Genomic DNA, 24,345 nt, shown 5'->3' with positions numbered 1-24,345 from the left:
GGGCTCACCGGGCTCACCGGAGAAAGGCGGCGGACACGCCGGCGTCGACGGGCACGTGCAGTCCGGTGGTGTGGGAGAAGTCGGCGGTGCACAGGGCGAACACCGCGTTGGCGACGTTCTCGGGCAGGACCTCGCGCTTGAGCAGGGTGCGCTGGGCGTAGTACGCGCCCAGTTCCTCCTCGGGCACGCCGTAGACGGCCGCGCGCTTGGCGCCCCAGCCGCCGGCGAAGATCCCGGAGCCGCGCACCACGCCGTCGGGGTTGATGCCGTTGACCTTGATGCCGTGCTCGCCCAGCTCGGCGGCCAGCAGCCGGACCTGGTGCGCCTGGTCGGCCTTGGTGGCGGAGTAGGCGATGTTGTTGGGTCCGGCGAAGATCGCGTTCTTCGAGGAGATGTAGACGATGTCCCCACCCAGCTCCTGGGCGATGAGCACCCGGGCCGCGTTTTTGGAGACCAGGAAGGAGCCCTTGGCCATGACGTCGTGCTGAAGGTCCCAGTCGGCCTCCGTGGTCTCCAGCAGGGGCTTCGACAGCGACAGGCCGGCGTTGTTGACGACCAGGTCCAGCCCGCCGAAGGCGAGGACGGCGTCGGCGATCGCAGCCTGCACGGCGGCCTCGTCCGAGACGTCGACGGCGACCCCGACGGCCACGTCGGTCCCGCCGAGCTCCGCGGCCGCCGCCTGGGCCTTGTCCGCGTCCAGGTCGGCGATGACCACGCAGGCGCCCTCGGCGGCCAGGCGGGTGGCGATGGCCTTGCCGATGCCTGAGGCCGCACCGGTCACCAGGGCGATGCGGGTGGCCAGCGGCTTGGGCGCGGGCAGGCGCTGGAGCTTGGCCTCCTCCAGGGCCCAGTACTCGATGCGGAACTTCTCGGCCTCGTCGATCGGCGCGTAGGTGGAGACGCCCTCCGCCCCGCGCATGACGTTGACGGCGTTGAGGTAGAACTCCCCGGCGACCCGGGCGGTCTGCTTGTCCTTGCCGAAGGAAAACATTCCGACACCGGGGACCAGCACGATCGCCGGGTCCGCCCCGCGGATCGCGGGCGAATCCGGGCCGGCGTGGCGGTCGTAGTAGGCCTGGTAGTCGGCGCGGTAGGCCTCGTGCAGCTCCTTCAGCCGGGCGACCGAGTCCTCGACCGAGGCATCGGCGGGCAGGTCCAGGACCAGGGGCTTGACCTTGGTGCGCAGGAAGTGGTCCGGGCAGGAGGTGCCGAGTGCGGCCAGGCGCGGGTGCTCGGCCGCGGCGAGGAACTCCAGCACCCGGGCGTCGTCGGTCCAGTGGCCCACCTGCGGGCGGTCGTGCGAGGCGAGCCCGCGGATCACGGGCGCCAGGGCAGCGGCCTTGGCCCGGCGCTGCTCCTCCGGCAGGGGCTGATAGCCGTCCAGGACCGGGCCGAAGGGATCGGACCGGCTGTGCTGGTCGATGTACTGCTCGGCGGTGCGGATGATCCACAGTGAATTCTGCTCGGACTCCTCGCTGCTCTCGCCCCAAGCGGTGATGCCGTGCCCGCCGAGGACGCAGCCGATCGCCTGCGGGTTCGCGTCCTTGATCGCCGAGATGTCCAGACCCAGCTGGAAGCCGGGGCGGCGCCAGGGCACCCACACGACCTTCCCGCCGAAGACCTCGCCGGTGAGCCGCTCCCCGTCGGCGGCGGTGGCCACCGCGATGCCGGAGTCGGGGTGCAGGTGGTCCACGTGCGCGGCGTCGACCAGGCCGTGCATGGCTGTGTCGATCGACGGGGCCGCCCCGCCCTTACCGTGCAGGCAGTAGTCGAAGGCCGCCACCATCTCGTCCTCCCGCTCGACACCGGGGTAGACGTCCGCGAGGGCCCTCAGCCGGTCCAGCCGCAGCGCGGCCAGGCCCTTCTCGGTCAGGGTGCCGAGGTCTCCGCCGGAGCCCTTGACCCACAGCAGCTCCACGCCCTCGCCCGTGACGGGGTCGGCCGCGACGCCCTTGGCGGAGGTGTTCCCGCCGGCGTAGTTGGTGTTCTTCGGGTCCGCGCCGAGTCGGTGGGAGCGGGCGATGAGGTCGGCGACGACGGAGTGCGTGGTGTCGACATCGGAGTGGGTCATGGCGGAATTCCTCGTGTTCGGTGGGTGTGCGTCAGGGAGTGGTGCGACAGGCGGCTCAGGCGCCCCAGCCGGCCGGGGCGCCGCCGACGCGGTCGGCGGCGATGGACTCCCCGTAGCCGGAGGTCGCGTAGGCGTCCATCGGGTCGGCGGGCAGGCCGCAAGACTCCCGCCAGGTGGCCAGGGCGGGCCGGACGTCGGTGTAGAAGGCGTCCATCATGATCTGGTGGGCGCCGAGCACATCCCCGGCGTCCTGGGCCGCTGTCAGTGCCGCGCGGTCCAGCAGCAGCGCGCGGGCGGTCATCTCCTGGACGTTGAGGACGGAACGGATCTGGCCGGGGATCTTCTCCTCCACGTTGTGGCACTGGTCGAGCATGAACACCACACCGGTCTCGGGGTCGAGTCCTCCTCCGCGGACCACCTCGACCATGATGCGGAAGAGCTGGAACGGGTCCGCCGCGCCGACGATGAGGTCGTCGTCGGCGTAGAACCGGGAGTTGAAGTCGAAGGAGCCGAGCTTCCCGAGCCGCAGCAGCTGGGCGACGATGAACTCGATGTTGGTGCCCGGGGCGTGGTGTCCGGTGTCGAGGCAGACGGTGGCCTTGGGGCCGAGCGCGGCGCAGTGCACGTAGCTGGTACCCCAGTCCGGTACGTCGGTGTGGTAGAACGCCGGTTCGAAGAACTTGTACTCCAGCACCATGCGCTGGTCCTCGCCGAGCCGGTCGTAGATCGTCTGCAGCGACTCGGCGAGCCGGTCCTGGCGGCCCCGGATGTCTCCCTGGCCGGGGTAGTTGGTGCCGTCGGCGAGCCAGATCTTCAGGTCCTTCGACCCGGTGGCGTCCATGACCTCGAGGCACTCCAGGTGGTGCTCGATCGCCGTGCTGCGCACGGACGGGTCCACGTGGGTGAGCGAGCCGAACTTGTAGATGTCGTCCTGGAAGGTGTTGGAGTTGATCGTCCCGATGGCCACGCCGAGGTCCTCGGCGTGGCGGCGGAGGGCGCCGAAGTCGTCGACCCTGTCCCACGGGATGTGCAGCGCCACCTTCGGCGCCAGGCCGGTCAGGCGGTGCACCACGGCCGCGTCGGCGATCTTTTCCTCGGGTGTGCGCGGTGTGCCCGGCGTGCCGAAGACCTTGAACCGGGTGCCCGAGTTGCCGAAGGCCCACGAGGGGACCTCGACGGCCTGATGGGCCAGCCGGTCCTGGACGGAGGTGGGAAGCGTGGTGGTCATGAGAAGTCTCCTGTGTGCGGGTCGTCGGTGCGGGCCTGTACTGCGGGCGGGGCGGCGAGCTGGTCCTCGAGGTGGAAGATCTCGGCCAGCCGGAGGAATCCCTGGTCGGGCGGGACGTCGAGGTCCTCGAAGAGCGGGGCCATCTCTGCCTGCCACCGGGCGTTGACCTCCGTGGCCTCCATGCCGGCCCGGGCGGCGGCAAGGTCCTCGGTCTCCAGGTAGCCGATCAGCAGTCCGTCCTCCCCGAGGAAGAGCGAGTAGTTGTGCCACCCGGTGTCCTTCAGCGCACGGAGCATCTCCGGCCACACCTGGGCGTGGCGGCGGGTGTACTCCGCGAGGTGCTCCAGCTTGACCTGGAGTTTGAAGCAGACGCGTTCCATGGGGGGCTCCTGTTCGGTGGTGGGGACGGGGCGCGGCGCGATCAGAGGGTGACGTGGCGGTGCTCGAGGCCGAGCAGGGAGGCGGCGGCCCCGAAGTCGGCGGCGCGGTGACCGATGCACAGCGCCCAGTGGTGGCCGATGCCGGTCCGGCTCCACGCGTCGACCCAGAGTCCGGGGTCACCACCGAAGTCCACCCGGGAGGTGGTGTTGCCGATCTGCAGCAGCGGTCCGTCCACGACCGCGCCCTCCGAGGTGATGAACGCGTGGGAGCCGTCACGGTCCAGCCCGATGCCGAACGCGGTGACGGGCCCGCGCCGGACGTCGAACTCCACGGACACGCCCCACCCGCGTTTGCCGTGGTAGACCCCCAGACCGCGCAGCAGCGGGTGCCGGGCGGAGACGCCGAGGTGGGCCGGCCCGTCGTGGCCCATCTCCACGACGTCGTCGCGGAAGTTCAGTGCCTGGATCTCGGTGAAGGAGCCTCCCGCACCGATGGTCTCGGCGGCCAGCATGGCGATCGAGGTGCGCAGCTCGTACTCCCCCGCTGCGGGAACTCCGCGTGCGGTGAGCAGCGAGGCGCCCAGGATCATGCCCGCTCCCAGCCGTTCGTGGAGCTCTCCGGCCAGCCCACGGTGGTAGTACGCCAGCGAGTCGAGGTCGAAGTCCTGCACGAGCCGGTCCAGGCCCACGGAGACCTGGGCCGCCCAGGCAAGGTCGTTCTCGTCGACCGAATCGTCGAGGGTGAACACCTGGCGGGCCAGCTCGACCCGCTCGCGGGTCTGTTCCGGGTCGACCTCGGCGACGCGTTCCCGCAGGTCGTCGAACTCCAGGACCTCGACGTGGGACCCGAACGTCGCCCAGACGGCGGTGAGATCGGTGGAGACGTCAAGCATGCCCGGGTAGAGGTGGCCCATCAGTCCGTGGCGGGCGCTCCGCAGCCGTCCCCTGATTCCGGCGGCGGCCACCCACCGGTCGATCCGGGCCCAGGCCGACTCCTGCCGCAGGTGCCCGGAGACGGAGCGGAAGGGGATGCCGGCCCGCCGGAAGGCGTTGGCGACCTCGGGCACGGGGCACGCACCGCAGTAGGCGAGCCACTGCCCGGTGTCGAAGCTCGCGTGGTCCATCGCCTCCGTGGGCTGCAGGTCGATCACGAGCACCGGGGTGGAGGAGCGCTGGGCGATGGGCAGGACCATGGAGCTGGTCAGGTAGGTGGTCAGGAACATGACGATCAGGTCGCAGTCGGCGGCGCGCAACGTCTCCGCAGCGACGGCCGACTCACGCTCGTCGGAGACGAACCCGGCATCGACAACCTCGGCGGCCTGCTCCTGGAAACGCCGGGTCACGAAGGCCGTGGAGTTCTCGAGCTGGGGCAGCAGGGCGGGGAACTGGGGCCAGTAGGCGCCGAGTCCGCCCGAGACCAGGCCGATCCGGGTCCTGCGGCGCACGCCGAGGGGCGCCAGCCCGGAGCCGGGGGCGTCGAGCTCGGCCTTGGCGGTGGTGACCGAGCGGTTGGCGGGTACGGACATCGTGACCTCCTGGTCCGGCGGATGCCGCCGGTCGGCGTCGAGGGGCTGGTGGATCAGGGCTCCGGGGCAGGGAAGGGGTCCCTGCCCCGGAGCGCCCGGGCCTAGAAGTCGTAGTCGTCGATGTTCTCCGCGTTGAACCTGGTGGGCGGGCCGACGACCACGACGCCGCCCTCCTCGACCGTGCGCTCACCGAGCTCACCGGCCGTGAAGGTCTCCCCGGCCTCACCGGTGATGGTGCCCTCGACGAGGGCCTTGGCGGCCTGGGCGGTCACGGCGCCGAGCTGGGCGGGGTCCCACAGGGCGAACTCGGTGACGGTGCCGTCCTTGACGAAGGACCGCATCTCGTTCGGCAGGCCGAGGCCGGTCAGGGCCACATCGCCCTTGTGCTCCGAGGTGGAGAGGTAGCGGGCCGTCGCGGCGATGCCGACCGTGGTGGGGGAGATGATGCCGTCGAGGTCCGGGTGGGCCTGGAGGAGTCCCTGCGCCTCCTGGAAGGACTTGTTGTCCTCGTCGTCGCCGTAGACCTTGGCGACGAGTTCGATGTTCTCGTACTCGGGGTTGGAGGCGAGTTCCTCCTCCATGTACCGGATCCACTCGTTCTGGTTGGTGGCGTTGGCGGTCGCGGAGAGGATGGCGATCTTGCCCTCGCCGCCGATCTGCTCGGAGATCATCTCGAGCTGGACGAGTGCGGCATCCTTGGCGTTGACCTGGTTGACGAACAGGTCCCGGCAGTCCGGGTTGGTGTCGGAGTCGAAGGCCACGATCTTGGCACCGGCCTCGCTGGCCTGGCCCAGGGCGCCGCAGACGGCGTCGGGGTCGTTGGCTGCGATGGCGATGGCGTCGGTGCCGGCCTGGCTCTCGGCGTTGATGAAGGTGACCTGGCTGGAGGCGCTGGCGTCCAGCGGACCGACGATGTTGGCCTCGGCGAAGCCCGCCTCCGCGGCGGCTTCCTCGCCCCCATTGAGCACGACATCGGTGTAGGGGTTGTTCAGCTGCTTGGGGATGAAGGTGATCGCGGCGTCGGAGACGGCCTCCCCGCCGCCTTCGCCGCCGCCCTCGGATCCGCCGCAGGCGGAAAGGCTCAGGGCTCCTGCGGTCGCGAGGGCCATCAGGCCGGTGGTGCGTCGGGCTCGAACTCGTGTGGTGAACATGGTGGTGTCCTTTCTGTGCCGGGGCAGGATCCGGCGGGATGAGTGGGTGAATACGGTGGTCAGGAGGCGGTCGGCCGGGCCAGTTGCTTCTGCAGTCCGCGGGAGTGCCGCCACCGGCCGATGGCCGCGCCGACGCTCGGGGCGACGACCGAGGCGATGAGGAGCAGCCCGGTCACGGTGATGAGGACGACCTCCGAGACCCGGTCCAGGCGCAGGGCGTAGTTCAGGGACCCGATCAGCAGCACGCCGGCCACGACGCCGGGCACGGTTCCCTTGCCGCCGAAGATGGAGACCCCGCCGAGCAGGACGGCCGCGATGACCATGAGTTCCAGTCCGGAGGCGTTGTCGGAGCGGGCGCTGGTGTAGCGGAAGGTCCAGAACACCCCGGCGGCCGCGGAGACCAGGCCACTGGCCAGGTAGAGCAGCAGCTTGGAGCGCTCGACGTTGATGCCGACGAACCGGGCGGCATCCGTGCTGTAACCCATGGCGTAGAGGCCGCGGCCGAACGGAGTCTTGTGGAGCACCAGACCCACCACCACGACCAGGGCGACGACGGGGATCATGATGAGCGGGATGCCGGTGGCCCCCAGCCGGGCGGTGGCCAGCGAGGTGACCTCCACCGGGAAGTCCGCCACGGCGTTGTCACCGATGATGACCAGGGCCAGACCGCGGTAGAGGGCGAGGGTGCCGATGGTCACGGCCAGCGAGGGCAGCCCCAGATAGGCGATGAGCACTCCGTTGAGGGCCCCCGCGGCCAGCCCGCACAGCATCGCCAGGGCGATGGCCGCCCCGATGCCCATGCCCCCGGCCCACAGCACACCCAGCACGGCACTGGTCATCCCTGCGATGGAGGCGACCGAGAGGTCGATCTCCCCGGTCACGATGATCAGAGTCATCGTCATGGCGATCAGCAGAACGGGCACGACGTCGAGCAGCAGGAACCCGAGGGTCACCGGTGAGGCGAACCGCGGGATGCTGAGACCGGCGAAGAGCAGGAAGGCCACGAGCAGGTAGATCATGACGGCGTCCCGCCCGGTCCACCAGCGCGGCCCGGCGCCGGATGCTTCCTCGGTGGCCCGCGGGGTGCGCTCGGCGGTGGGGGTGGTGGCGGTGTCAGACATGTCGTCCTTCCTTCTCACGCAGGTGCTTCGCCCGGCGCAGGCCGGCCAGGCGGTCGATGAGGATGGCGGTCAGGATGAGGACGCCGACGATGGCCTGCTGCCAGAACTTGTCCACCTGCAGGGCGGTCAGAGATGACGTGATGGTGTTGAGCAGCATGGCGCCGATGGCGGCGCCGAGAATGGTGCCGCTGCCGCCGAAGATGGCCACGCCGCCCACCACGGCCGCCGCGATCACGTCCAGTTCCAGGCCGGTCCCCGTGGTCGCCCCGACGGCGTTGAACCGGCTGGCGTAGAGGACCCCGGCGAGGCCGGCCAGCGCGCCGTTGGCGATGAACACCGTGAAGACCCGTCGCTCGACCGGGATCCCGAACAGCTTGGCGGCGCCCGGGTCCGAGCCGATGGCGTAGAAATCCCGTCCGGGCCGGGTGCCGCCCATGAAGATCGCGACGGCGACGATCACGAGGAGAGCGAGCACGGTGATGATGGGAATCCCCAGGACGGTGTCGACGGACAGGGCGCCGAACTCGGCGGGGCGGTCCCCGGCGAAGTACTGGGTGCCGCCGGCCCAGGCGTTGTTGAGACCGCGGAACACGTACAGCGTGCCGAGGGTGATCACCAGGGCGGGGACCTTGGCCAGGGTGACCAGAGCGCCGTTCACGGCCCCGAGCACCGCACCGAAGAGGATCCCGGCCAGGAACACGAGCACGATCGGCGCCTCGGGCATGGCCGAGAACAGGGCTCCGGTGCCGAAGGCCACCAGGCCGAGCATGGAACCGACCGAGAGGTCGACGTTGCGGGTGATGATCACCATGGCCTGCCCGGCGGCGAGGATGATCATGATGGTGGCGTTGAGCATCAGGTCCTTCGTGCCCTGCGGCGACAGGAACGCCGGGTTGTTGATGCTCGTGTAGGCCACCAGGGCGACGAGTGCCACGATGACCGGCAGCTCCCGGTGCCTCAGGAACCGGGAGAACCGGCCCCCCTCGCCGTGGGTGACGCGCGGCGCGGGAGGCGTATCCGGTCGCTGGTCCATGAGTGTGCTCACGAGTGGTCCTCCGTGGCTCCGGTGGCGGCGTGCATGACGGTTTCGGGAGTGGCCTCGGACCGGGCCAGGGCGGCCGCGATGCGTCCCTCGTGCATGACCAGCACGCGGTCGGCCATGCCCAGGACCTCGGGAAGCTCGGAAGAGATCATGAGGATGGCCATGCCCTCCGTGGCGAGCTCCGAGATCAGGCGGTGGACCTCGCTCTTGGTCCCGACGTCGATGCCCCTGGTGGGCTCGTCGATGATCAGCAGCTTCGGTCCGGTGGCCAGCCACTTCGCCAGCACCACCTTCTGCTGGTTGCCTCCGGAGAGGGTGCCGACCGGCTGGTGCAGGGAAGCCGTCTTCACGTGCAGCTTCTGGGTCCACTCCCGGGCCGCGGCGGACTCCGCCCGACCGTTGATCAGCCCCATCCGCGTGAACTTCTCCCGCAAGGTCAGGGTCGCGTTGCGGCCGACCGACAGATCCATGACGAGGCCCTGCTTGCGCCGGTCCTCCGGCACGAAACCGATGCCCGCGGTGATGGCCGCCTTCGGGTCGCCGGCCTTCAGGGGGCGGCCGTCGACATGCACGTCGCCCTCGTCGTAGTCGTCGATGCCGAACACGGCCCGGGCGACCTCGGTGCGCCCGGAACCGACCAGGCCGGCGAGGGCGACGATCTCCCCGGCACGGACCTCGAAGTCGATGTCCGTGAACACCCCGCGGCGGACGAGCCCCTGGACCGTGAGCACGGGCTCGCCGATCTCGGCGTCGAGCTTGGGATAGAGGGCGTCGATGTCACGGCCCACCATGTCCCGGACGATTTCCTCGATGCTGGTGCGCTCGGTCCGGTGGGTGGCGATGTAGCGGCCGTCCCGCATGACGGTGATGCGGTCGGAGAGCGCGAAGATCTCGTCGAAGCGGTGGGAGATGAACAGGATCGCCGCACCGGCCTCCCGCAGGGCGCGCGCGACCGAGAACAGGCGGTCGACCTCGTTGCCGGACAGGGCCGCCGTGGGCTCGTCCATCACCAGGACCTGCGCGTCCAGGGAGATCGCCTTGGCGATCTCGATGATCTGCTGGTCGGCGATGGACAGGCCCTCGGCGGTGCGAGCCGGATCCAGACGCACGCCGAGACGGTCGAAGAGCCCGGCCGCGTCCCGGCGCATGCGGGCGTAGTCGACAAGGCCGAGCCGGTTCTTGGGCTGGCGGCCGATGTAGATGTTCTCCGCGACCGACAGATCGGGGAACAGGGTGGGCTCCTGGTAGATGACGGAGATACCGGCAGCCTTGCTGTCGCTGACGCTCCGGAACGAGACGGACTCCCCGCCGACCGTGAACTCACCGGCGTCCGGGGCGTGCACGCCGGCCAGGATCTTCACCAGCGTGGACTTCCCGGCACCGTTCTCACCGCACAGGGCGTGGATCTCGCCGGACCGGAGTTCGACGCTGCCGTCCTCGAGAGCCACGACGGGACCGAACGTCTTCAGCGCCCCGCGCAGGACCAGGACGGGACCGTCCTGGCCGTGGGCTGTTGCTTCCATGGTTGTCACACCTTTGCTGACGAGGCCGGGGAGCCATTCTATAAATCGTTTCAATAGATGTGTGAACTAGATCACAGACACGGTGTAATGTGGTGTCAATCACTGGTCGATAGGATGGCGCTCTGTGTTGACCCGTTTCAAAAAGGGCAGTGCGGCCGAGGCCGGCTACAGGTGGAGGGCAGGGAGGACATGGTGATGAACGTCGGCGTCAAGGATGTCGCCCAGCTGGCCGGCGTCTCGGTCGGGACGGTCTCCAACGTCCTCAACCACCCGGATCGCGTGACGCCGGCCACGCGGGAGCGTGTGCAGACCGCGATCGAGAAGCTGGGCTTCGTCCGCAACGCGGCAGCCAGCCAGTTGCGGGCCGGCCTGAGCCGCAGTGTGGGCTTGATCGTGCTCAACGCCTCCAATCCGTTCTTCACCGAACTGGCCCGGGGCGCGGAGGATCACGCCGCCTCGAAGAACATCAGCGTGCTGGTCGGCAACAGCGGGGAGGACGCCCAGCGGGAGGCGGACTACCTGGATCTCTTCGAAGAGCAGCGCGTGCGCGGTGTGCTCATCTCGCCTGTGGGAGACGTGTCGGCGCGACTGAGCAGACTCAGGAGCCGCGGCATCCCGACGGTGCTCGTCGACCGGCAGACCTACCGGGAGGACTTCTCGTCGGTGTCCGTCGACGACGTCGAAGGCGGGCGCCTGGCCGCGGCGCACCTCGTGTCCCTCGGCCGGCGGAGGATCATGTTCGCAGGGGGACCACTCAGCCTGCGTCAGGTCCGCGACCGCCTCGACGGGGCTCGAGCGGCGCTGCGAGATGCCGGTCGTCCCGTGCCGGACGTGCTCGAGACCGGCGCCATGACCACCGCCGCCGGACGCGAGGCCGCCGACGCCATCCTTCGGCTGCCCGCGGAGGAACGTCCTGATGCGATCTTCGCCGCGAACGACCTGCTGGCGCTGGGCATGATGCAGGGGTTGCTGTTCCGCGGCTCCTCTCGGGTTCCGGGGGACATCGCCCTCATCGGTTACGACGACATCGACTTCGCCGCCTCGGCAGCCGTGCCGCTGAGCTCCGTACGGCAGAACGCCGCCGCGCTCGGCCGGGCGGCGATGGAGCTGTTGCTGACCGAGGCTTCCGCAGGCCCGGGATTCGAGCCGCAACAGCTGATCACAGAACCCGAACTGGTTGTTCGTGCCTCCACCGCGGGACGCGATCCCCGTGACGAACGACCGGCCGTTTAGCGCAAGGAGGCAGGCGCTCCGGCGGTGGCCACCGCAGAACGGGGCCACCCGGTGTCCCTGCTGCACCTCACTCCGCGGCCGCGGCGGTGGCCTCCGGCGGCATCTCGAGTCCGAAGCCCAGCGGGACGGCGACGTCCTGGCCCTGCACCAGGACGTCCATGAGCGCCTCGAGGCTCGTCACGCCCACGTCGGGCCGCCAGGAGCACCACCCTCAAGCGGATTGCCGCCACCGGGCGGTCCACGGGGTTGCGAGCGCGGTCACGGGCGGACTCGCGGATAGTGCGGTTGAGGCCGCCCGGGTGCCGGAGCACGGACAGGAGCGCGGGCTGCGTGGAACGCGCGGTCGATCCCCGCGACTCCCGGGCCCGGCTGGTGCGGATCGCGGACCGGGGTGCGGAGTTCGTGCCGATCTCTCGGGCAGACGGACCCGGATCGAGGCAGAGTGGAGCACGCACCTGGGCGAACGGGGGTCGCGCCGGCTGCGCGAGGCGCTCACGGCGCTGCGGCCGATCACCGGCTCCTGCGCGGCGCCGGAGGCGTCGGGGCGGGAGGCGTCGGGGCGGGGCTCAGGCTTCCTTCGGGATGATGATCCACAGGGCGATGTAGACCAGCTCCCCCACGCCCGCCAGACCGAAGATGACGAAGCCCAGGCGCAGAAGGAACTTCGGCAGTCCGAAGCGGGCCGACAGGGCCGCGCAGACGCCGGCGATGAGCTTGCCGTTGCGGGGGCGGACCAGTGCAGTGTTCATGCCCGGATTCTACCAACGCACCCCGGGACACGCCCGGGTCCGGTGCCGCCCGCTCCGGGCGGACCGGACGGCCCCGGACAGGCGTCAGAGCTCGACGACGCCCTTGTCGCCCTTGATCGTGTCGCCGGTGACCTTGGCCTTCACGAGGTTGGCCACCTGCGTGACCTTGCCGCCGCCGGGGGTGTCCCAGTACTCGGCGGAGCGGCCGGTGATCTCGATGAGGACGTTGTTCGGGTTCTCGGGCCCGCCCTCGAGCCAGGAGCCGGTGAAGCTGTCCCACAGCTCCTTGAGCTTCGCCTCGTCGTTGAGCACGAGCGCCGTCCCGGTCACCGAGACCCAGGCGCCGTCCCCGGCGTAGGCGACGTTCACGGCGGGCCGCTGCTGCAGGTCCTGGACCTGGTCCGAGGTGCGCTCGGCGATGAAGTAGACGGTGCCGTCGAAGTCCACGTCCTGCGTGGCCATCGGCTTGGAGATCAGGTTCCCGTGCTCGTCCGCGTGGGTGAGCATGGCGATGCGGGTGTCCTTGATGAGCTCGCGCACCTTGGCGGTGCCGTCGTTCTGGTCGGTCATGGGGTGGTCCCTTCTGCGTTCGACATCTGGACTGTGCGACTGCTGAACTGCTCGACGACCGAGCCGACGACTGAACTGCCCGGTCCGCAGAGCGGAGGGCCAGTCTATGAACCCAGGGCGCGTCGCACGAGGGGCGCCCCGAAGAACGGGCACGGGCGGGATCCCGCGGCTGAGGATGCCGTGGGGGACGAGCAGGGTGGCCGGCCCCAGGATCCCGGCGGTGGCGGATCCCGCGAGCACGGCGACGCCCCCATGACGCGGAGCCCACAAGCGGAAGGCCCGTGCGGCGGAAGGGAGGCGCTGCGTCAGGGGCGGGGTGCCCTTCGATCGGGCGGGGCGACGTCCCCACCGAGTCGTGGATCGCGGTCCCGCACCAGCGCGGGGACCAGCCTCACCAGGACCACCATCCCCACCAGCTCGACCAGGGTCTGGGTGACGACGACGAAGGGCGTGAGCGCGAGCCGCTCCGGCAGCGCCAGTGCCAGCGGGAGCACCACGAGGGAGTTGCGGGTGACCCCGCCGAACACCAGGGCGCGGGAGACGGGCACGTCCAGGTGGGCGAGGCGGGCGGCCAGGACCCCGATCGGGACCATGAGCGCCAGGAAGCCGGCGTAGAGCGGCACGACCGCCGCGAGGTCGGCCAGCTGCTCCCCCACCCCGCGCACCTGCGAGGCGATCACGGAGAACAGGGTGAGTGCCATCAGCGGCACCATGGCCGCGGTCGCCGCGGACTCCAGCCGCTGGGCCGCGGCGGAGCGGGACGCCGCCCGCTGCACGACCGCCGCCGCGGCCAGGGGCAGCAGGATCAGGAGCACGAACGCCTCCGCGAAGGGGCCGGGCTCCACCAGGGCGACCGCCGCCGGTCCGGCGAGGAGCAGCAGGTAGACCGGCAGGAGCAGGATCTGCGCGAGCATCAGGAGCGGGGCGGCCGCCAGCAGCCGGTCGGCGGCTCCCCCGGCGAGTCCGGTGAAGACGATGACGTAGTCCACACAGGGGGCCAGCAGCACGAGCAGCACCCCCAGCAGCAGGGCCTCGTGCCCGGCGACCGTCCGGGACAGGCCGAGGACCACGACCGGGACGACCACGAAGTTGACGACCAGCAGCGCCGCCAGGAACCGGAGGTCGGCGAAGGCCCGGCCCAGCGAGGAGAACGGGACGGCCAGGAACGTGGCGAACAGCAGCAGCCCCAGGACCGGGGTGATGGCCGGGACGAGCGCGGGGGCACCGGGCACCGTCCAGCCCACGAGGACCGCGGCCGCGATGGCGGCCAGGTACACGGCCACCTGGTGGCGCTCCGCCCACGCGGCGACGGTCAGTGCTGTCACCCGCCCCAGCCTAGGTGGAAGATCTCAGCCGGAGTCAGTGGTCGTCGGCGGTCAGGGAGCGGGCCTACCGACGGTGGCCCGGTCCGGCTCAGGACCCTGTCCTCAGGGGGCAGCAGGATCGACGGCTGCCGTGTCCGCACGGACACGCGTTCCGTCCGGGGCCCCGCCGGGGAGGACTCGGCTGTGCGGCCGCACCGGTCACGGGGGCGTCACAGCCCTCCGGCGACCTTGATCGTGGTCCCGGTGGTGTAGGAGGCGTCGTCGGAGAGCAGCCAGGCCACCGCGCCGGAGATCTCCTCGGGCCGCCCGGCCCGGCCCATCGGGATCGTCGCGGCGACCTTGGCCGGCCGGTCCGGATCAGCGTGGAAGTCCGTCCACACCGTTCCCGGGGCGACCGCGTTGACGCGGATGTTCTCGGCGGCCAGTTCTTTGGCCAGGCCCACGGTGAAGGCCTCCACGCCGGCCTTTGCCGCCGCGTAGTGCACGTACGTGCCGGGCCCGCCCAGTGACGCGGCGACGGAGGAGATGTTGACGACGGCCCCGCCACCGTGGCTCCTGAGCCGGCCGATGGCGAGCTGGGTGCAGGCGATGACCCCGAAGAGGTTCACGTCCAGATCCCGGCGGATCGACTCGAGGTCGTTGGTGTCCAGCGGACCCACTGCCGCGGCCGCCCCGGCGTTGTTCACCAGCCCCGTCAGCACCCCGAACGAGGCGACCCGGTCGAAGAGCCCGGCGACCGAGCGCGGGTCGGTCGTCTCGACCGCCGCGGTCAGGGCGCGCCGGCCTCTGCGCCGCACGTCGTCGGCGATCCTCTCGGCGGCGTCCTGATCCTGCCGGTAGGTGATGACCACGTCGTGGCCCTCCGCGGCGAGACGGCGGCTGATCGCGGCCCCGATACCCCGGCCGCCGCCGGTGACGACGGTCAGCTTGCTCGACATCGCGCTCCTCCTCGTGCGGACGGTGCCCGTGACCACCCACGCTAGTCGAGACCCCGGCCGAGATGCCGGGGTCCCGGAGCACGACACGGCAGGAGGCCGATCACCAGAGGGGTCAGCGAGACGACGCGCTGGATGCGCACGGGACCACGGAGCGCGCCGCCGGGGTGCCGAGGGCCCGCGACCACCTGACCCCCGGGACGGCTCGGGCGGCTCTGGCCGAGCGCCTCCGGCGATCGGCGTCACGTCCGGAGCCGGCCGGTGGAGCCCCTGTCTATGTGGCGGACACGTCGGAGAAGGGGAACTGACCGCTGCGGGGGCCCGGGAGCTCCTCCTGGTCCACGATGCGCTGGTTGGCGGTATGCATGTGCGACGTCATGGCAGCGTGAGCCGCGGCAGGGTCATGGGCAGTCAAGGCCTCGAGCACCCGCTTGTGCTCTGCTACGGCGTCGCGTGCTTCTCCTTCTGCGCTGATGCTGCGGTCCACCCAGATCCGGAGGAGTGCTCGCACACTCTGCAGCACGCCACTGAGCGTCTGGTTCCCGGATGCTGCTGCCATCTCCTGGTGGAAGAGCATGTCCGCTTCGACGAAGTCGGCGTAGTCGTCCTGGTGCTCCTCCATCTGCGCGAGGTGCCCCCGAAGAGCCGCCAGGTTGTCCGGCGCTGCGCGTGTGGCGGCGATCTCAGCCGCCAGCACCTCCAGGGCTGCTCTGATCTGCAGGAGGTCCTCGACTCTCTGCTCCCCCAGCATCAACCCCCAGCTGAGTGTTTGCGGAAGCAGCTCCGACGCACTTGCTCGCAGATAGGTGCCCGAACCGGGACGGACGTGCACGACGCCGAGAATCTCCAGGGCGGCCAGGGCTTCACGGACCGCTGACCGGCCGGTGCCCAGCAACTGGGCCAGCTGCCGCTCCGGGGGCAGACGCGTCCCGGGCGCCAGGTCGCCACTCGTGAAGTAGGCCAGGAGCTGTGAGGCCACCGCGCCCGCGGGCGTGTTGGCGGGGATCATGGAGAGCTTCCCACTCAGCTCATCGGTGGGATCCGTGGGGTAGGCCGGCATGGACCTCAGTTTAGTCGTCAAAATTGGTCAACCGGTTGATAGGTGTGATCTGGGCAACGTATGATGCTCAACAACCCTCCGCGGCCGTCAGACCGGGAGCCGCGTGCGCCCCTCGGGGCACACCTCATCGCTCGCCAGGAACACCCGGAACACCAGGAAGAGTCGACATGGACGACGTGGTCCACATCCGAACGGGCGCTCGCTCGTCGAGCACCTCACCGATCGCACGCCCCAGAGCTTCCAGCGCGGCACTCTTCTCCGGGCAACCCTCCCCCGCCGGGAACCCGCAAGGAGTGGCCCTGTGATCGGCCTGAGCACCTACGCCTACTTCTGGCGCTGGTCGACGCGCAATCCGCAGCCCATGGGCCTGGAGCAGATGCTGGAGGACACCCGTTCCGTGGGTGCTGACCTCTACCAGATCTGCGACTACCCACCGCTCGACGGCATGAGCCCGGATGCGCTCGCTCGTACCCGGCGGGTTGCTGCCGACCTGGACCTGACCCTGGAAGTCGGCACCCGTGGCATTCGACCGGACCATCTGCTGCGCTATCTCGACGTCGCCGAGCGGCTGGGATCACGTCTGGTGCGTTCCATGGTGCAGCGAGACCCCGGCGATCCGTCGCTCTCGGAAGCGCCAGAGCTCTTGACGGCGGTGCTGCCGGAGTTCGAGCGACGAGGCGTGACCCTGGCACTGGAGACCTACGAGCAGGTGCCCACAGCCTCCCTCGTCGAGCTGATCGAGTCCGTCGGGCACCCCTCGCTCGGGATCGTCCTCGATCCGGGCAACTGCGTGGCGGCTCTGGAGTCGCCCCGCGACGTCATCGCCCGCACGGCGCCCTACGTCAAGAACCTCCACGTCAAGGACTTCGCCTTCAGCCGCCGGGACGGCTGGGTGGGATTCACCTACGCCGGGGCACCCCTGGGCGAAGGCCTCCTCGACTACGACGACATGGTCGAGCAGATCCGCCCCGAGGAACGGGGCATCAACCAGGTGGTCGAGCACTGGCTTCCCTGGACGAACGACCTCTCGGAGACGATCCGTCTCGAGCAGCAATGGACGCAGCACAGCCTGGACTATCTGAGGAGCAGAACAGCATGAACATCAACGATCTGACCATCGCAGTGATCGGCGCCGGCGGCAAGATGGGCCAGCGCGTCTCCAACAACTTCAGGACAACGTCCGCGCAGGTGCTCTACGCCGAGGCTTCTCCGGTGGGTCAGGAGCGGGTGCGTGCGCTCGGGCTGGAGGTGACTCCCACCGAGGACGCCGTCACGGGCGCCGACGTCGTGGTGCTGGCGGTGCCCGACACCGTGCTGGGCGCGGTGAGCGAGCAGGTGGTGCCCCTGATGAGGGAAGGGGCCGTCGTGATGACGCTGGACCCTGCCGCCGCCTACGCCGGCCTGCTGCATCAGCGCGAGGGCATCGAGTACGTGTGCGCGCACCCGGCGCACCCGTCGATCTTCCTGGAGCGCACCACCAAGGAGGAGTACGCCGACACCTTCGGCGGCATCGCGGCGCCCCAGCACGCCGTGGCCGCCGTCGAGTCCGACAACGAGGACGTCAAGGCCCGGGCCGAGGTCGTCATCCGGACCATGTACGCACCCGTCATCGACGTGCACTGGGTGACCGTCAAGCAGCTGGCGGTGCTGGAACCCACCCTGGTGGAGACCATCGCCTGCATGATCGGCGGACTGCTCAAGGAAGCGCTCGAAGAGACCGTCGACACCGTCGGAGTTCCCCGCCCCGCCGCCGAGGCACTGTTCTACGGGCACATCCAGGTGGCGCTGGCCAACGCCCTGCGTGGCGACAACCCGTTCTCGGAAGCCTGCCACATCGCGATGGGGTACGGCCGCGAGCTGATCATCAAGGACGACTGGAAGCGCGTCTTCGACGACGCCGTCCTGGACGACACCATCACCAAGATGCTCAAGATCGACGCCATCAAGCGCTGATCGCCCACACCGGCGGACGGAGGCCTCCCCACGATCGGGGGCAGGGCTGACCCGCCGGTGAGAAGCGGCCTTCGCGGGACAGCCACGCTGCCCGGCCACCACCCTAACCGGCCGCTCACCCCTTGACCCAGAGCCTTGTCGCTCGACGGCGCACGGAAAGAGAAGTTCCCATGAGCACGTTCTACCTGGTCAGCGTCGCGGTCATCGCGATCGCCCTGCTCCTGTTCCTCGTGATGAAGCTCAAGATGCCGGCCTTCATCGCCCTGCTGCTGGTGGCCGTGGTCACGGCCCTGGCAACCGGCATCCCGTCCCAGGAAGTCATGCCCCTCGTCGTGGCGGGCATGGGCGGAACCCTCGGCAACGTCGCCCTGCTGGTCGGTCTCGGCGCGATGCTCGGGGCCATCGTCGAAAAATCCGGGGGCGCGGAGATCCTGGCCGAGCGGTTCACCGCGAAGATGGGCAAGGAACGGGTGGGCCCGGCCCTGTTGCTGGCCTCGGCCGTCATCGCGGTCCCGATCTTCTTCGACGTGGCGTTCATCATCCTGGTGCCGATCCTGTTCAGCTTCGCCAAGGCGGCCGGACACCGGTCCCCGGTCTACGTCGGCGTGCCCGTCGCGGGTCTGATGGTGTTCATCCACAACTTCGTTCCGCCGCACCCCGGCGTCACCGGCAGCAGCACGTTGCTCGGTGCCGACATCGGGCTGGTCACGATCGTCGGCCTGCTCATCTCCGTACCGATCGGAGTGCTGGCCTATTTCGTGAGCAAGGTCATCACCTCCCGGCGGGACTTCCCCATCGCCCCGATGGTGCAGCGGAACTTCGATCAGGCCGGTGCGGCCGACGTCGTCGACGAGCCGGACGGGTCGGGTGGAGCGGTGGGCGTGAAGACCGGAACCGTCACCAAGCCCGGCGCGGTCGCCGTCGTCACCATGATCCTCGTGCCGATCCTGATGATCTCCGTCGGCACTGTCGGAGCCATCGTCCTGGAGCCGGAGACCCCGGTGGCCAACACCATCGCCCTGATCGGTCAGCCGTCGTTCGCTCTGCTGGTCGCTGTGCTCCTGGCCATGTACTTCCTGGGGGTGCGTCACGGATGGGGACGTCAGGAGCTGGGCGGTGTCATGGACTCCGCCCTCGCCCCCGCAGCGATCGTGGTGTTCGTGACCGGGGCCGGCGGCGTCTTCGCCCGGGTGCTCACGGAGAGCGGCATCGGTGAGAGTGTCTCCAACAGCCTCATCGGCCTGGGGGTGCCGGTCCTGCTGCTGGCGTTCCTGCTGGCGACCGTCTTCAAGGTCGCCCAGGGCTCGGGCACCGTCGCCACCCTGGCCGCCGCCGGCCTCCTGCAGGCCACGGTGACCGAGGGCGACTACTCCTCCCTGCAGATCGTGCTGATCGTCCTGGCCATCGCCTGCGGGTCCGTCGCCCTGTCGCACATCAACGACTCCGGGTTCTGGATCTACTCCCGCTTCCTGGGCCTGTCCGTGGCCGACGGCCTGCGGACCTGGACCGTGCTGTGCACCATTCTCGGCTGGACGGCGTTCCTGCTCATCTGCGGGCTGTGGTTCCTCGTGTCCTGACGCCCGAGGAGGGTGGATCGGCGAAAGGCCGGTGCCCTCCCCTCCACCGCCATCCCGTGGCGACATCACACACCTCGAGTGCGGGCCGACGACGCGCCTCACAGCACCGCCGGCCCGCACTCGGCACAGAACAGGACCGAGGCTGGAACGATGACTTTTCTTGTGAACGATCCCACGGAGTTCGCCTCCGAGGCGCTGCGGGGATACGTGGCCGCCCATCCCGAGCACGTGGTCCTGGCCCACGGCGGGGTGGTCCGTGCATCGGAGACTCCGGCGGGCCAGCCCGCACTGGTGATCGGCGGTGGCTCGGGCCACTACCCGGCCTTCGCCGGGTGGGTGGGCCCGGGGATGGGCCACGGCGCGCCGTGCGGCAACGTCTTCTCCTCACCCTCGGCTTCACAGGTGTACTCCGTGGCGCGCTCGGCCGAGAACGGCGGAGGCGTGATCCTGGGCTTCGGCAACTACGCCGGGGACGTGCTGCACTTCGGGCAGGCCGCAGAGAAGCTGCGCGCCGAGGGCGTGGACGTGCGCATCGTGCGGGTCTCCGACGACATCGCCTCCGGCCCGGCCGAGGCCCACCGGGAGAGGCGGGGCATCGCCGGGGACCTGGTGGTGTTCAAGATCGCCGGGGCGGCGATCGAGGCCGGGGCCGACCTGGACGAGGCCGAGCGGGTGGCGTGGAAGGCCAACGACGCGACGCGGTCCTTCGGCGTGGCCTTCGAGGGCTGCACCCTGCCGGGGGCCGGGGAGGCGCTGTTCCATGTGCCGCCCGGCGAGATGGCGATCGGGCTCGGCATCCACGGGGAGCCGGGGGTGCGGGAAGTGCCGATGGGCACGGCCGCCGAGATCGCCGACCTGCTGGTCGAGGGCGTGCTGGAGGAGGAGCCGGCGCGGGAACAGGGCGGCTACCAGGGCCGGGTGGCGGTGCTGGTCAACGGGCTGGGCACGGTCAAGTACGAGGAGCTGTTCGTGCTCTACGGCCGGGTGTCCGACCGGCTGGCCGAGAAGGGGCTGACCGTGGTGGCCCCGGAGGTCGGCGAGCACGTCACCAGCCTGGACATGGCGGGGCTGTCGCTGACCGTGGTGTTCCTGGACGAGGAGCTGGAGCGTCTCTGGCTGGCCCCGGCCGACACACCGGCCTTCCGCCGCGGCGCGCCGGACACGGCCGACCGTCCGGCCCGGACCGGGGTGCACGCCCCGGGGCAGGAGGACGTGCCGCAGGCCGCGCCCGCCTCGCAGGAGGTGGCAGGGCGGATCGTGGCGGCACTGGAGGTGCTGCGCTCCACGGCGGCCGAGCACGAGGAGCAGTTCGGGAGGCTGGACGCCATCGCCGGGGACGGGGACCACGGCCAGGGCATGGCCTACGGGACCCGCGGCGCGGTGGCGGCCGCCCGCGCTGCCGCCGCGGCCGGGGCCGGGGCACGCACGGTCCTGCTCCGGGCCGGGGACGCCTGGGCCGAGGAGGCCGGCGGCACCTCCGGGGCGCTGTGGGGGGCGGGACTGACCGCGGCCGGGTCGGTCTTCGACGACGCCGGCGGGGCCGGGGCCGACGAGGCGGTGGCCGCCCTGGTGGCCGGGATCGATGCGGTCGTGCGCCTCGGCGGGGCCCAGCCGGGGGACAAGACCATGGTCGACGCGGCGTTGCCGTTCCGGGCGGCGCTGGTCCAGGAGTTCGAGGCCTCCTCCGACCTGGCTCAGGCGGTGCAGAAGGCCGCCGCGGTGGCCCGGGACGCCGCCGAGGCCACCGCGGAGATCACCGCCCGCCGCGGGCGCTCGAAGGTGCTCGGGGACAAGAGCCTGGGCACCCCGGACCCCGGGGCACTGTCCTTCTCGGTCCTGATGGACGCCCTGGGCGAGCACTTCGCCCAGGCTCCGCACCAGGACGGGCCGCAGGAGCCGCGGCCATGACGGTGTGGATCGGCACGAGCTGGAAGATGAACAAGACGCTGGCCGAGGCCACCGACTGGGCCCAGGGCCTGGCCGAGGCCCTGTCCGGGCGGCAGCTCGACCAGGTGCAGCCCTTCGTGATACCCCCGGCCACCGCGATCGCCGCGGTGGCCCAGGCCCTGTCGGAGGAGCCCCGGGTGCTGGTCGGGGCGCAGAACGCCCACTGGGAGCCGGCCGGCGCCTGGACCGGGGAGGTCTCGGTGCCCCAGGTCGCCGACGCCGGAGCCCGGATCGTGGAGATCGGCCACTCGGAACGCCGGGAGCACTTCGCCGAGACCGACGAGACCGTTCGCGCCAAGGTCGCCGCGACCCTGGCCCACGGGCTGATCCCGCTGCTGTGCATCGGGGAACCGGGGGCGGTCAAGGACGCCGGCGGGTCCACCCGATTCGTCCTGGACCAGGCCCACCGGGCCCTGGAAGGCCTCGAGGAGGAGCAGCTGGGGCGGGTGCTGATCGCCTACGAGCCGATCTGGGCGATCGGGGAGCACGGGCGCCCGGCCACCGTCGCGGAACTGGAGGAACCGTTCACGGCTCTCGGAGCCGCCTACGGGCACCAGGTGCAGGGCCTGCTCTACGGTGGATCGGTCAACCTGGACAACGCCGCCGAGCTGCTGGGCATCGCCCACGTCGCCGGCCTGTTCGTCGGCCGCACCGCCTGGCAGCTGGAGGGCTACCTGCGGCTGCTGGAGATCGCCGCCGACCACAGCACCCGTCCCCGCTGAACGACCCACCACGACACGGGACAGCACGACATGACGACATGACGACAGTTCGACAGTTCGACAGCACAGAGCACGACGAGACGAAGGAGCACCCCATGAGCGAGCAGAAGCTGCGGATCGTGATCGGCGGCGACGACGCCGGATTCGACTACAAGGAGGCCCTGCGCCAGGACCTGGAGGCCGACGAGCGCGTCGAGAGCGTGGTCGACGTCGGGGTCGACCCCACCGAGAACATCGCCTACCCGCACGTGGCGGTCGAGGCGGCCCGGAAGGTCGCCGCCGGGGAGGCCGACCGGGCGCTGCTGATCTGCGGCACGGGACTGGGGGTGGCGATCTCGGCGAACAAGGTCCCGGGCATCCGGGCGGTGACCGCCCACGACTCCTACTCGGTGGAGCGCTCGGTCCTCTCCAACAACGCCCAGGTGCTGTGCATGGGCCAGCGGGTGATCGGCCTGGAGCTGGCCCGGCGCCTGGCCAAGGAGTGGATCGGCTACGCCTTCGACCCCACCAGCGCCTCGGCGGCGAAGGTCGAGGCCATCAGCGGCTACGAGAACAGCTGACCCACCCCAGCACGAACCCGGCGCGGCCTCGGCACGGATCACCACCGTGCCGGGGCTGCGCCTGTGCGAGGGGGACAGATGCACCATGCAGAAGTGGCTCGTGCCGCGTGCGCGGCCCGTTGTCTATCCTTTCGATACGGGCAGGCGATCGATCGGGGCGCCAAGGATGCCGTCGTCCTTCCACCGGTCGGGCCGGCTGGTCCACATCAGCCGGCGCCTCGAAGCCCTGTGCCGAGAGTCGTCTGCTGCGGGAGGGGACGGGATGAACCTGCGCCAGCTGCGCTACTTCCTGGCCGTGGTGGACAAAGGCGGGGTGCACCGGGCGGCGGAGGCTCTGTTCGTGGCTCAGCCCTCGATCTCCCAGGCCCTCCGGGGCCTGGAGCAGGATCTGGGGGCGACCCTGTTCCATCGGACCGGGCGCTCCCTGATGCTCACCGCGGCAGGCGAGGCACTCATTCCCGCCGCACGGGAAGTGATGCACGGGGTGGAGCTGGCCCGGTCGATGGTGGACGCCGTCGAGGGCTTGCACAGCGGTCGACTGGTCATCAGCTCCACCCCTTCACAAGCGGCCAGTCCGCTGGCCCCACTCGTGGGCCGCTTCCTGCAGCGCTACCCCGGCGTACAGATCGTGGTCAAGGCGGCGGCCCACCGCGACGACGTCGTGTCCGCTCTGCGGGTCGGCGAGGCGGAGCTGGGCCTGATGGCCCGCCCTGCGAACGCGGCACCTCCGGCCGAGCTGACCGTCCAACCGGTGGAGGTCCAGCACTACCTCTGCGTCGCCCGTGACCCCGCTGCCATGCCGGCCGGGTCGAACCCGCTGCGGCCGGAGGAGCTGGCCGGGGCACGGCTGATCGTGGGTCAGCCCGGGACAGGCGTGCGCCGGGCGGCCGATCTGGTGCTGGCCGCCGCCGAGGGCAGCAGGGTGGTGGTGGAGATCGAGAGCCGCGAGGCCCTGCTGCCGCTGGTGCTGGCCGGGGCGGGGATCGCGGTGGTGGCCGAGGGGTTCCGGGCCGCGGCCGAGGCCTCAGGCCTGACGGTGCGGGACCTGGACGTGCCCGAGGCGCTGACCGTGGACCTGATGCACCGCCGCGGCCCGATCAGCCCGGCCGCTCAGGCCTTCCTGGCCGTGGCAGCGGCCGACCCCGACGGCTCAGCTCCCTGCGCACCCTGTTGATAAGAACGCCCTATCGGAGGGACGCGTTTTCGGACTTGGACACTATGGGGGCCGATAGGCTGTGATGTAGATCATGACCTACACCAGTTGCACCGCCCTCGTCCACGGGGCGGCATGGGCGCGGTGTGGTGCGCCTCCGTGATGCTCGACCGCGTGGGAGCCCCACAGGACCGTCTGAGGCCACCGCTGCATGGCGGGGCGGCCGGCCCCGGACACCGTGCCGACCGGCCGCACCGCGAACCCTTCGCCGCCGGCGTGCGAACCGCCGGCGGGATGCACGCCGCCTCCCGGCTCCAGGGCCGGGAACTCCACCGCAGGCTCCGCACCGAGGAGCCGCCCACCCCGTTGCGCGAGACCAACGTCCAGCCCGCACGCCAACCACCAGAACAACGATGAGGACAGACTCATGAGTGATCGATCCGGGGGCATCGTCCCCGAGCAGGGCCAGTACGATCAGGCGGCGGAGGAGGCTGGGCCTGACCGTTCTCCGGGGAGGAC

21 protein-coding genes are annotated in these 24,345 nt (G+C 70.6%); 8 read left to right on the top strand and 13 right to left on the bottom strand.

Annotated features, from left to right (window positions below):
• Positions 1-13 precede the first annotated feature (13 nt).
• From ACFYE1_RS09090 to ACFYE1_RS09055, 8 genes are all read right to left on the bottom strand, one after another.
• Entirely contained in the window at positions 14-2,071 is a 2,058-nt protein-coding gene (locus tag ACFYE1_RS09090) for a bifunctional aldolase/short-chain dehydrogenase (RefSeq protein ID WP_387742022.1), read from the bottom strand.
• Positions 2,072-2,126: 55 nt separating this feature from the next.
• The gene (gene rhaI, locus ACFYE1_RS09085) at positions 2,127-3,299 is read right to left on the bottom strand and encodes an L-rhamnose isomerase (RefSeq protein WP_387742020.1); all 1,173 of its coding nucleotides are present in this window, start codon (positions 3,297-3,299) and stop codon (positions 2,127-2,129) included.
• Positions 3,296-3,679 (bottom strand): L-rhamnose mutarotase, encoded by a 384-nt coding sequence (locus ACFYE1_RS09080; RefSeq protein WP_387742018.1) that lies wholly within the window; start codon positions 3,677-3,679, stop codon positions 3,296-3,298. Before ACFYE1_RS09080 ends, rhaI begins: the two co-directional genes overlap by 4 nt.
• 41 nt (positions 3,680-3,720) lie before the next feature.
• Positions 3,721-5,205 carry an arabinose isomerase gene (locus ACFYE1_RS09075; protein ID WP_387742016.1) on the bottom strand — a complete coding sequence of 495 codons (1,485 nt, stop codon included), beginning with the start codon at positions 5,203-5,205 and terminating at the stop codon, positions 3,721-3,723.
• Between the two features lie 101 nt (positions 5,206-5,306).
• Positions 5,307-6,356 (bottom strand): rhamnose ABC transporter substrate-binding protein, encoded by a 1,050-nt coding sequence (gene rhaS, locus ACFYE1_RS09070; protein WP_387742014.1) that lies wholly within the window; start codon positions 6,354-6,356, stop codon positions 5,307-5,309.
• Between the two features lie 59 nt (positions 6,357-6,415).
• Positions 6,416-7,477 (bottom strand): ABC transporter permease, encoded by a 1,062-nt coding sequence (locus ACFYE1_RS09065; RefSeq protein ID WP_387742012.1) that lies wholly within the window; start codon positions 7,475-7,477, stop codon positions 6,416-6,418.
• Entirely contained in the window at positions 7,470-8,522 is a 1,053-nt protein-coding gene (locus ACFYE1_RS09060; protein ID WP_387742010.1) for an ABC transporter permease, read from the bottom strand. Before ACFYE1_RS09060 ends, ACFYE1_RS09065 begins: the two co-directional genes overlap by 8 nt.
• Positions 8,519-10,042 (bottom strand): sugar ABC transporter ATP-binding protein, encoded by a 1,524-nt coding sequence (locus ACFYE1_RS09055; RefSeq protein ID WP_387742008.1) that lies wholly within the window; start codon positions 10,040-10,042, stop codon positions 8,519-8,521. Before ACFYE1_RS09055 ends, ACFYE1_RS09060 begins: the two co-directional genes overlap by 4 nt.
• 189 nt (positions 10,043-10,231) lie before the next feature.
• Between ACFYE1_RS09055 and ACFYE1_RS09050 the strand changes: the two genes are divergently transcribed.
• Positions 10,232-11,275, top strand: a complete 1,044-nt coding sequence (locus tag ACFYE1_RS09050; RefSeq protein WP_387742006.1) for a LacI family DNA-binding transcriptional regulator — start codon at positions 10,232-10,234, stop codon at positions 11,273-11,275.
• A 566-nt stretch (positions 11,276-11,841) separates the two neighbouring features.
• Here the strand turns inward: ACFYE1_RS09050 and ACFYE1_RS09045 are convergent.
• The 5 genes from ACFYE1_RS09045 to ACFYE1_RS09025 all read right to left on the bottom strand — a co-directional run bounded on the left by ACFYE1_RS09045 (position 11,842) and on the right by ACFYE1_RS09025 (position 15,863).
• Positions 11,842-12,024: a PspC domain-containing protein gene (locus ACFYE1_RS09045; RefSeq protein WP_387742004.1), complete on the bottom strand. Its 183-nt coding sequence runs from the start codon at positions 12,022-12,024 to the stop codon at positions 11,842-11,844.
• An 84-nt stretch (positions 12,025-12,108) separates the two neighbouring features.
• Positions 12,109-12,594 carry a pyridoxamine 5'-phosphate oxidase family protein gene (locus tag ACFYE1_RS09040; RefSeq protein ID WP_387742003.1) on the bottom strand — a complete coding sequence of 162 codons (486 nt, stop codon included), beginning with the start codon at positions 12,592-12,594 and terminating at the stop codon, positions 12,109-12,111.
• Positions 12,595-12,899: 305 nt separating this feature from the next.
• On the bottom strand, positions 12,900-13,919 hold the full coding sequence (locus tag ACFYE1_RS09035) for a bile acid:sodium symporter (RefSeq protein WP_387742001.1): 1,020 nt from the start codon (positions 13,917-13,919) through the stop codon (positions 12,900-12,902).
• A 209-nt stretch (positions 13,920-14,128) separates the two neighbouring features.
• Positions 14,129-14,857: an SDR family NAD(P)-dependent oxidoreductase gene (locus tag ACFYE1_RS09030; RefSeq protein ID WP_387741999.1), complete on the bottom strand. Its 729-nt coding sequence runs from the start codon at positions 14,855-14,857 to the stop codon at positions 14,129-14,131.
• Between the two features lie 271 nt (positions 14,858-15,128).
• A complete protein-coding gene (locus ACFYE1_RS09025; RefSeq protein ID WP_387741998.1) occupies positions 15,129-15,863 on the bottom strand; it encodes a FadR/GntR family transcriptional regulator in 735 nt (244 codons plus the stop codon).
• Between the two features lie 352 nt (positions 15,864-16,215).
• On the opposite strand from ACFYE1_RS09025, the gene ACFYE1_RS09020 reads away from it, so the two are divergent.
• The 7 genes from ACFYE1_RS09020 (at position 16,216) to ACFYE1_RS08990 (ending at position 23,847) form a co-directional block, all read left to right on the top strand.
• Positions 16,216-17,013 (top strand): sugar phosphate isomerase/epimerase family protein, encoded by a 798-nt coding sequence (locus tag ACFYE1_RS09020; protein WP_387741996.1) that lies wholly within the window; start codon positions 16,216-16,218, stop codon positions 17,011-17,013.
• Positions 17,010-17,867: a phosphogluconate dehydrogenase C-terminal domain-containing protein gene (locus tag ACFYE1_RS09015; RefSeq protein WP_387741995.1), complete on the top strand. Its 858-nt coding sequence runs from the start codon at positions 17,010-17,012 to the stop codon at positions 17,865-17,867. Before ACFYE1_RS09020 ends, ACFYE1_RS09015 begins: the two co-directional genes overlap by 4 nt.
• Before the next feature lie 170 nt (positions 17,868-18,037).
• Entirely contained in the window at positions 18,038-19,444 is a 1,407-nt protein-coding gene (locus tag ACFYE1_RS09010) for a GntT/GntP/DsdX family permease (protein WP_387741994.1), read from the top strand.
• A 150-nt stretch (positions 19,445-19,594) separates the two neighbouring features.
• Entirely contained in the window at positions 19,595-21,352 is a 1,758-nt protein-coding gene (locus ACFYE1_RS09005; RefSeq protein ID WP_387741992.1) for a dihydroxyacetone kinase family protein, read from the top strand.
• Positions 21,349-22,113 (top strand): triose-phosphate isomerase, encoded by a 765-nt coding sequence (locus ACFYE1_RS09000; RefSeq protein ID WP_387741990.1) that lies wholly within the window; start codon positions 21,349-21,351, stop codon positions 22,111-22,113. Before ACFYE1_RS09005 ends, ACFYE1_RS09000 begins: the two co-directional genes overlap by 4 nt.
• 95 nt (positions 22,114-22,208) lie before the next feature.
• Positions 22,209-22,673 carry a ribose-5-phosphate isomerase gene (locus ACFYE1_RS08995; RefSeq protein WP_387741988.1) on the top strand — a complete coding sequence of 155 codons (465 nt, stop codon included), beginning with the start codon at positions 22,209-22,211 and terminating at the stop codon, positions 22,671-22,673.
• 262 nt (positions 22,674-22,935) lie between these two features.
• Positions 22,936-23,847, top strand: a complete 912-nt coding sequence (locus tag ACFYE1_RS08990) for a LysR family transcriptional regulator (protein WP_387741986.1) — start codon at positions 22,936-22,938, stop codon at positions 23,845-23,847.
• Positions 23,848-24,345 lie beyond the last annotated feature (498 nt).

This window comes from Kocuria nitroreducens (genome assembly GCF_042879195.1).
Lineage (GTDB): Bacteria > Actinomycetota > Actinomycetes > Actinomycetales > Micrococcaceae > Kocuria > Kocuria nitroreducens.
The sequence above is the reverse complement of the archived record's forward strand: the minus strand, read 5'-3'. Positions and strand labels throughout refer to the sequence as shown.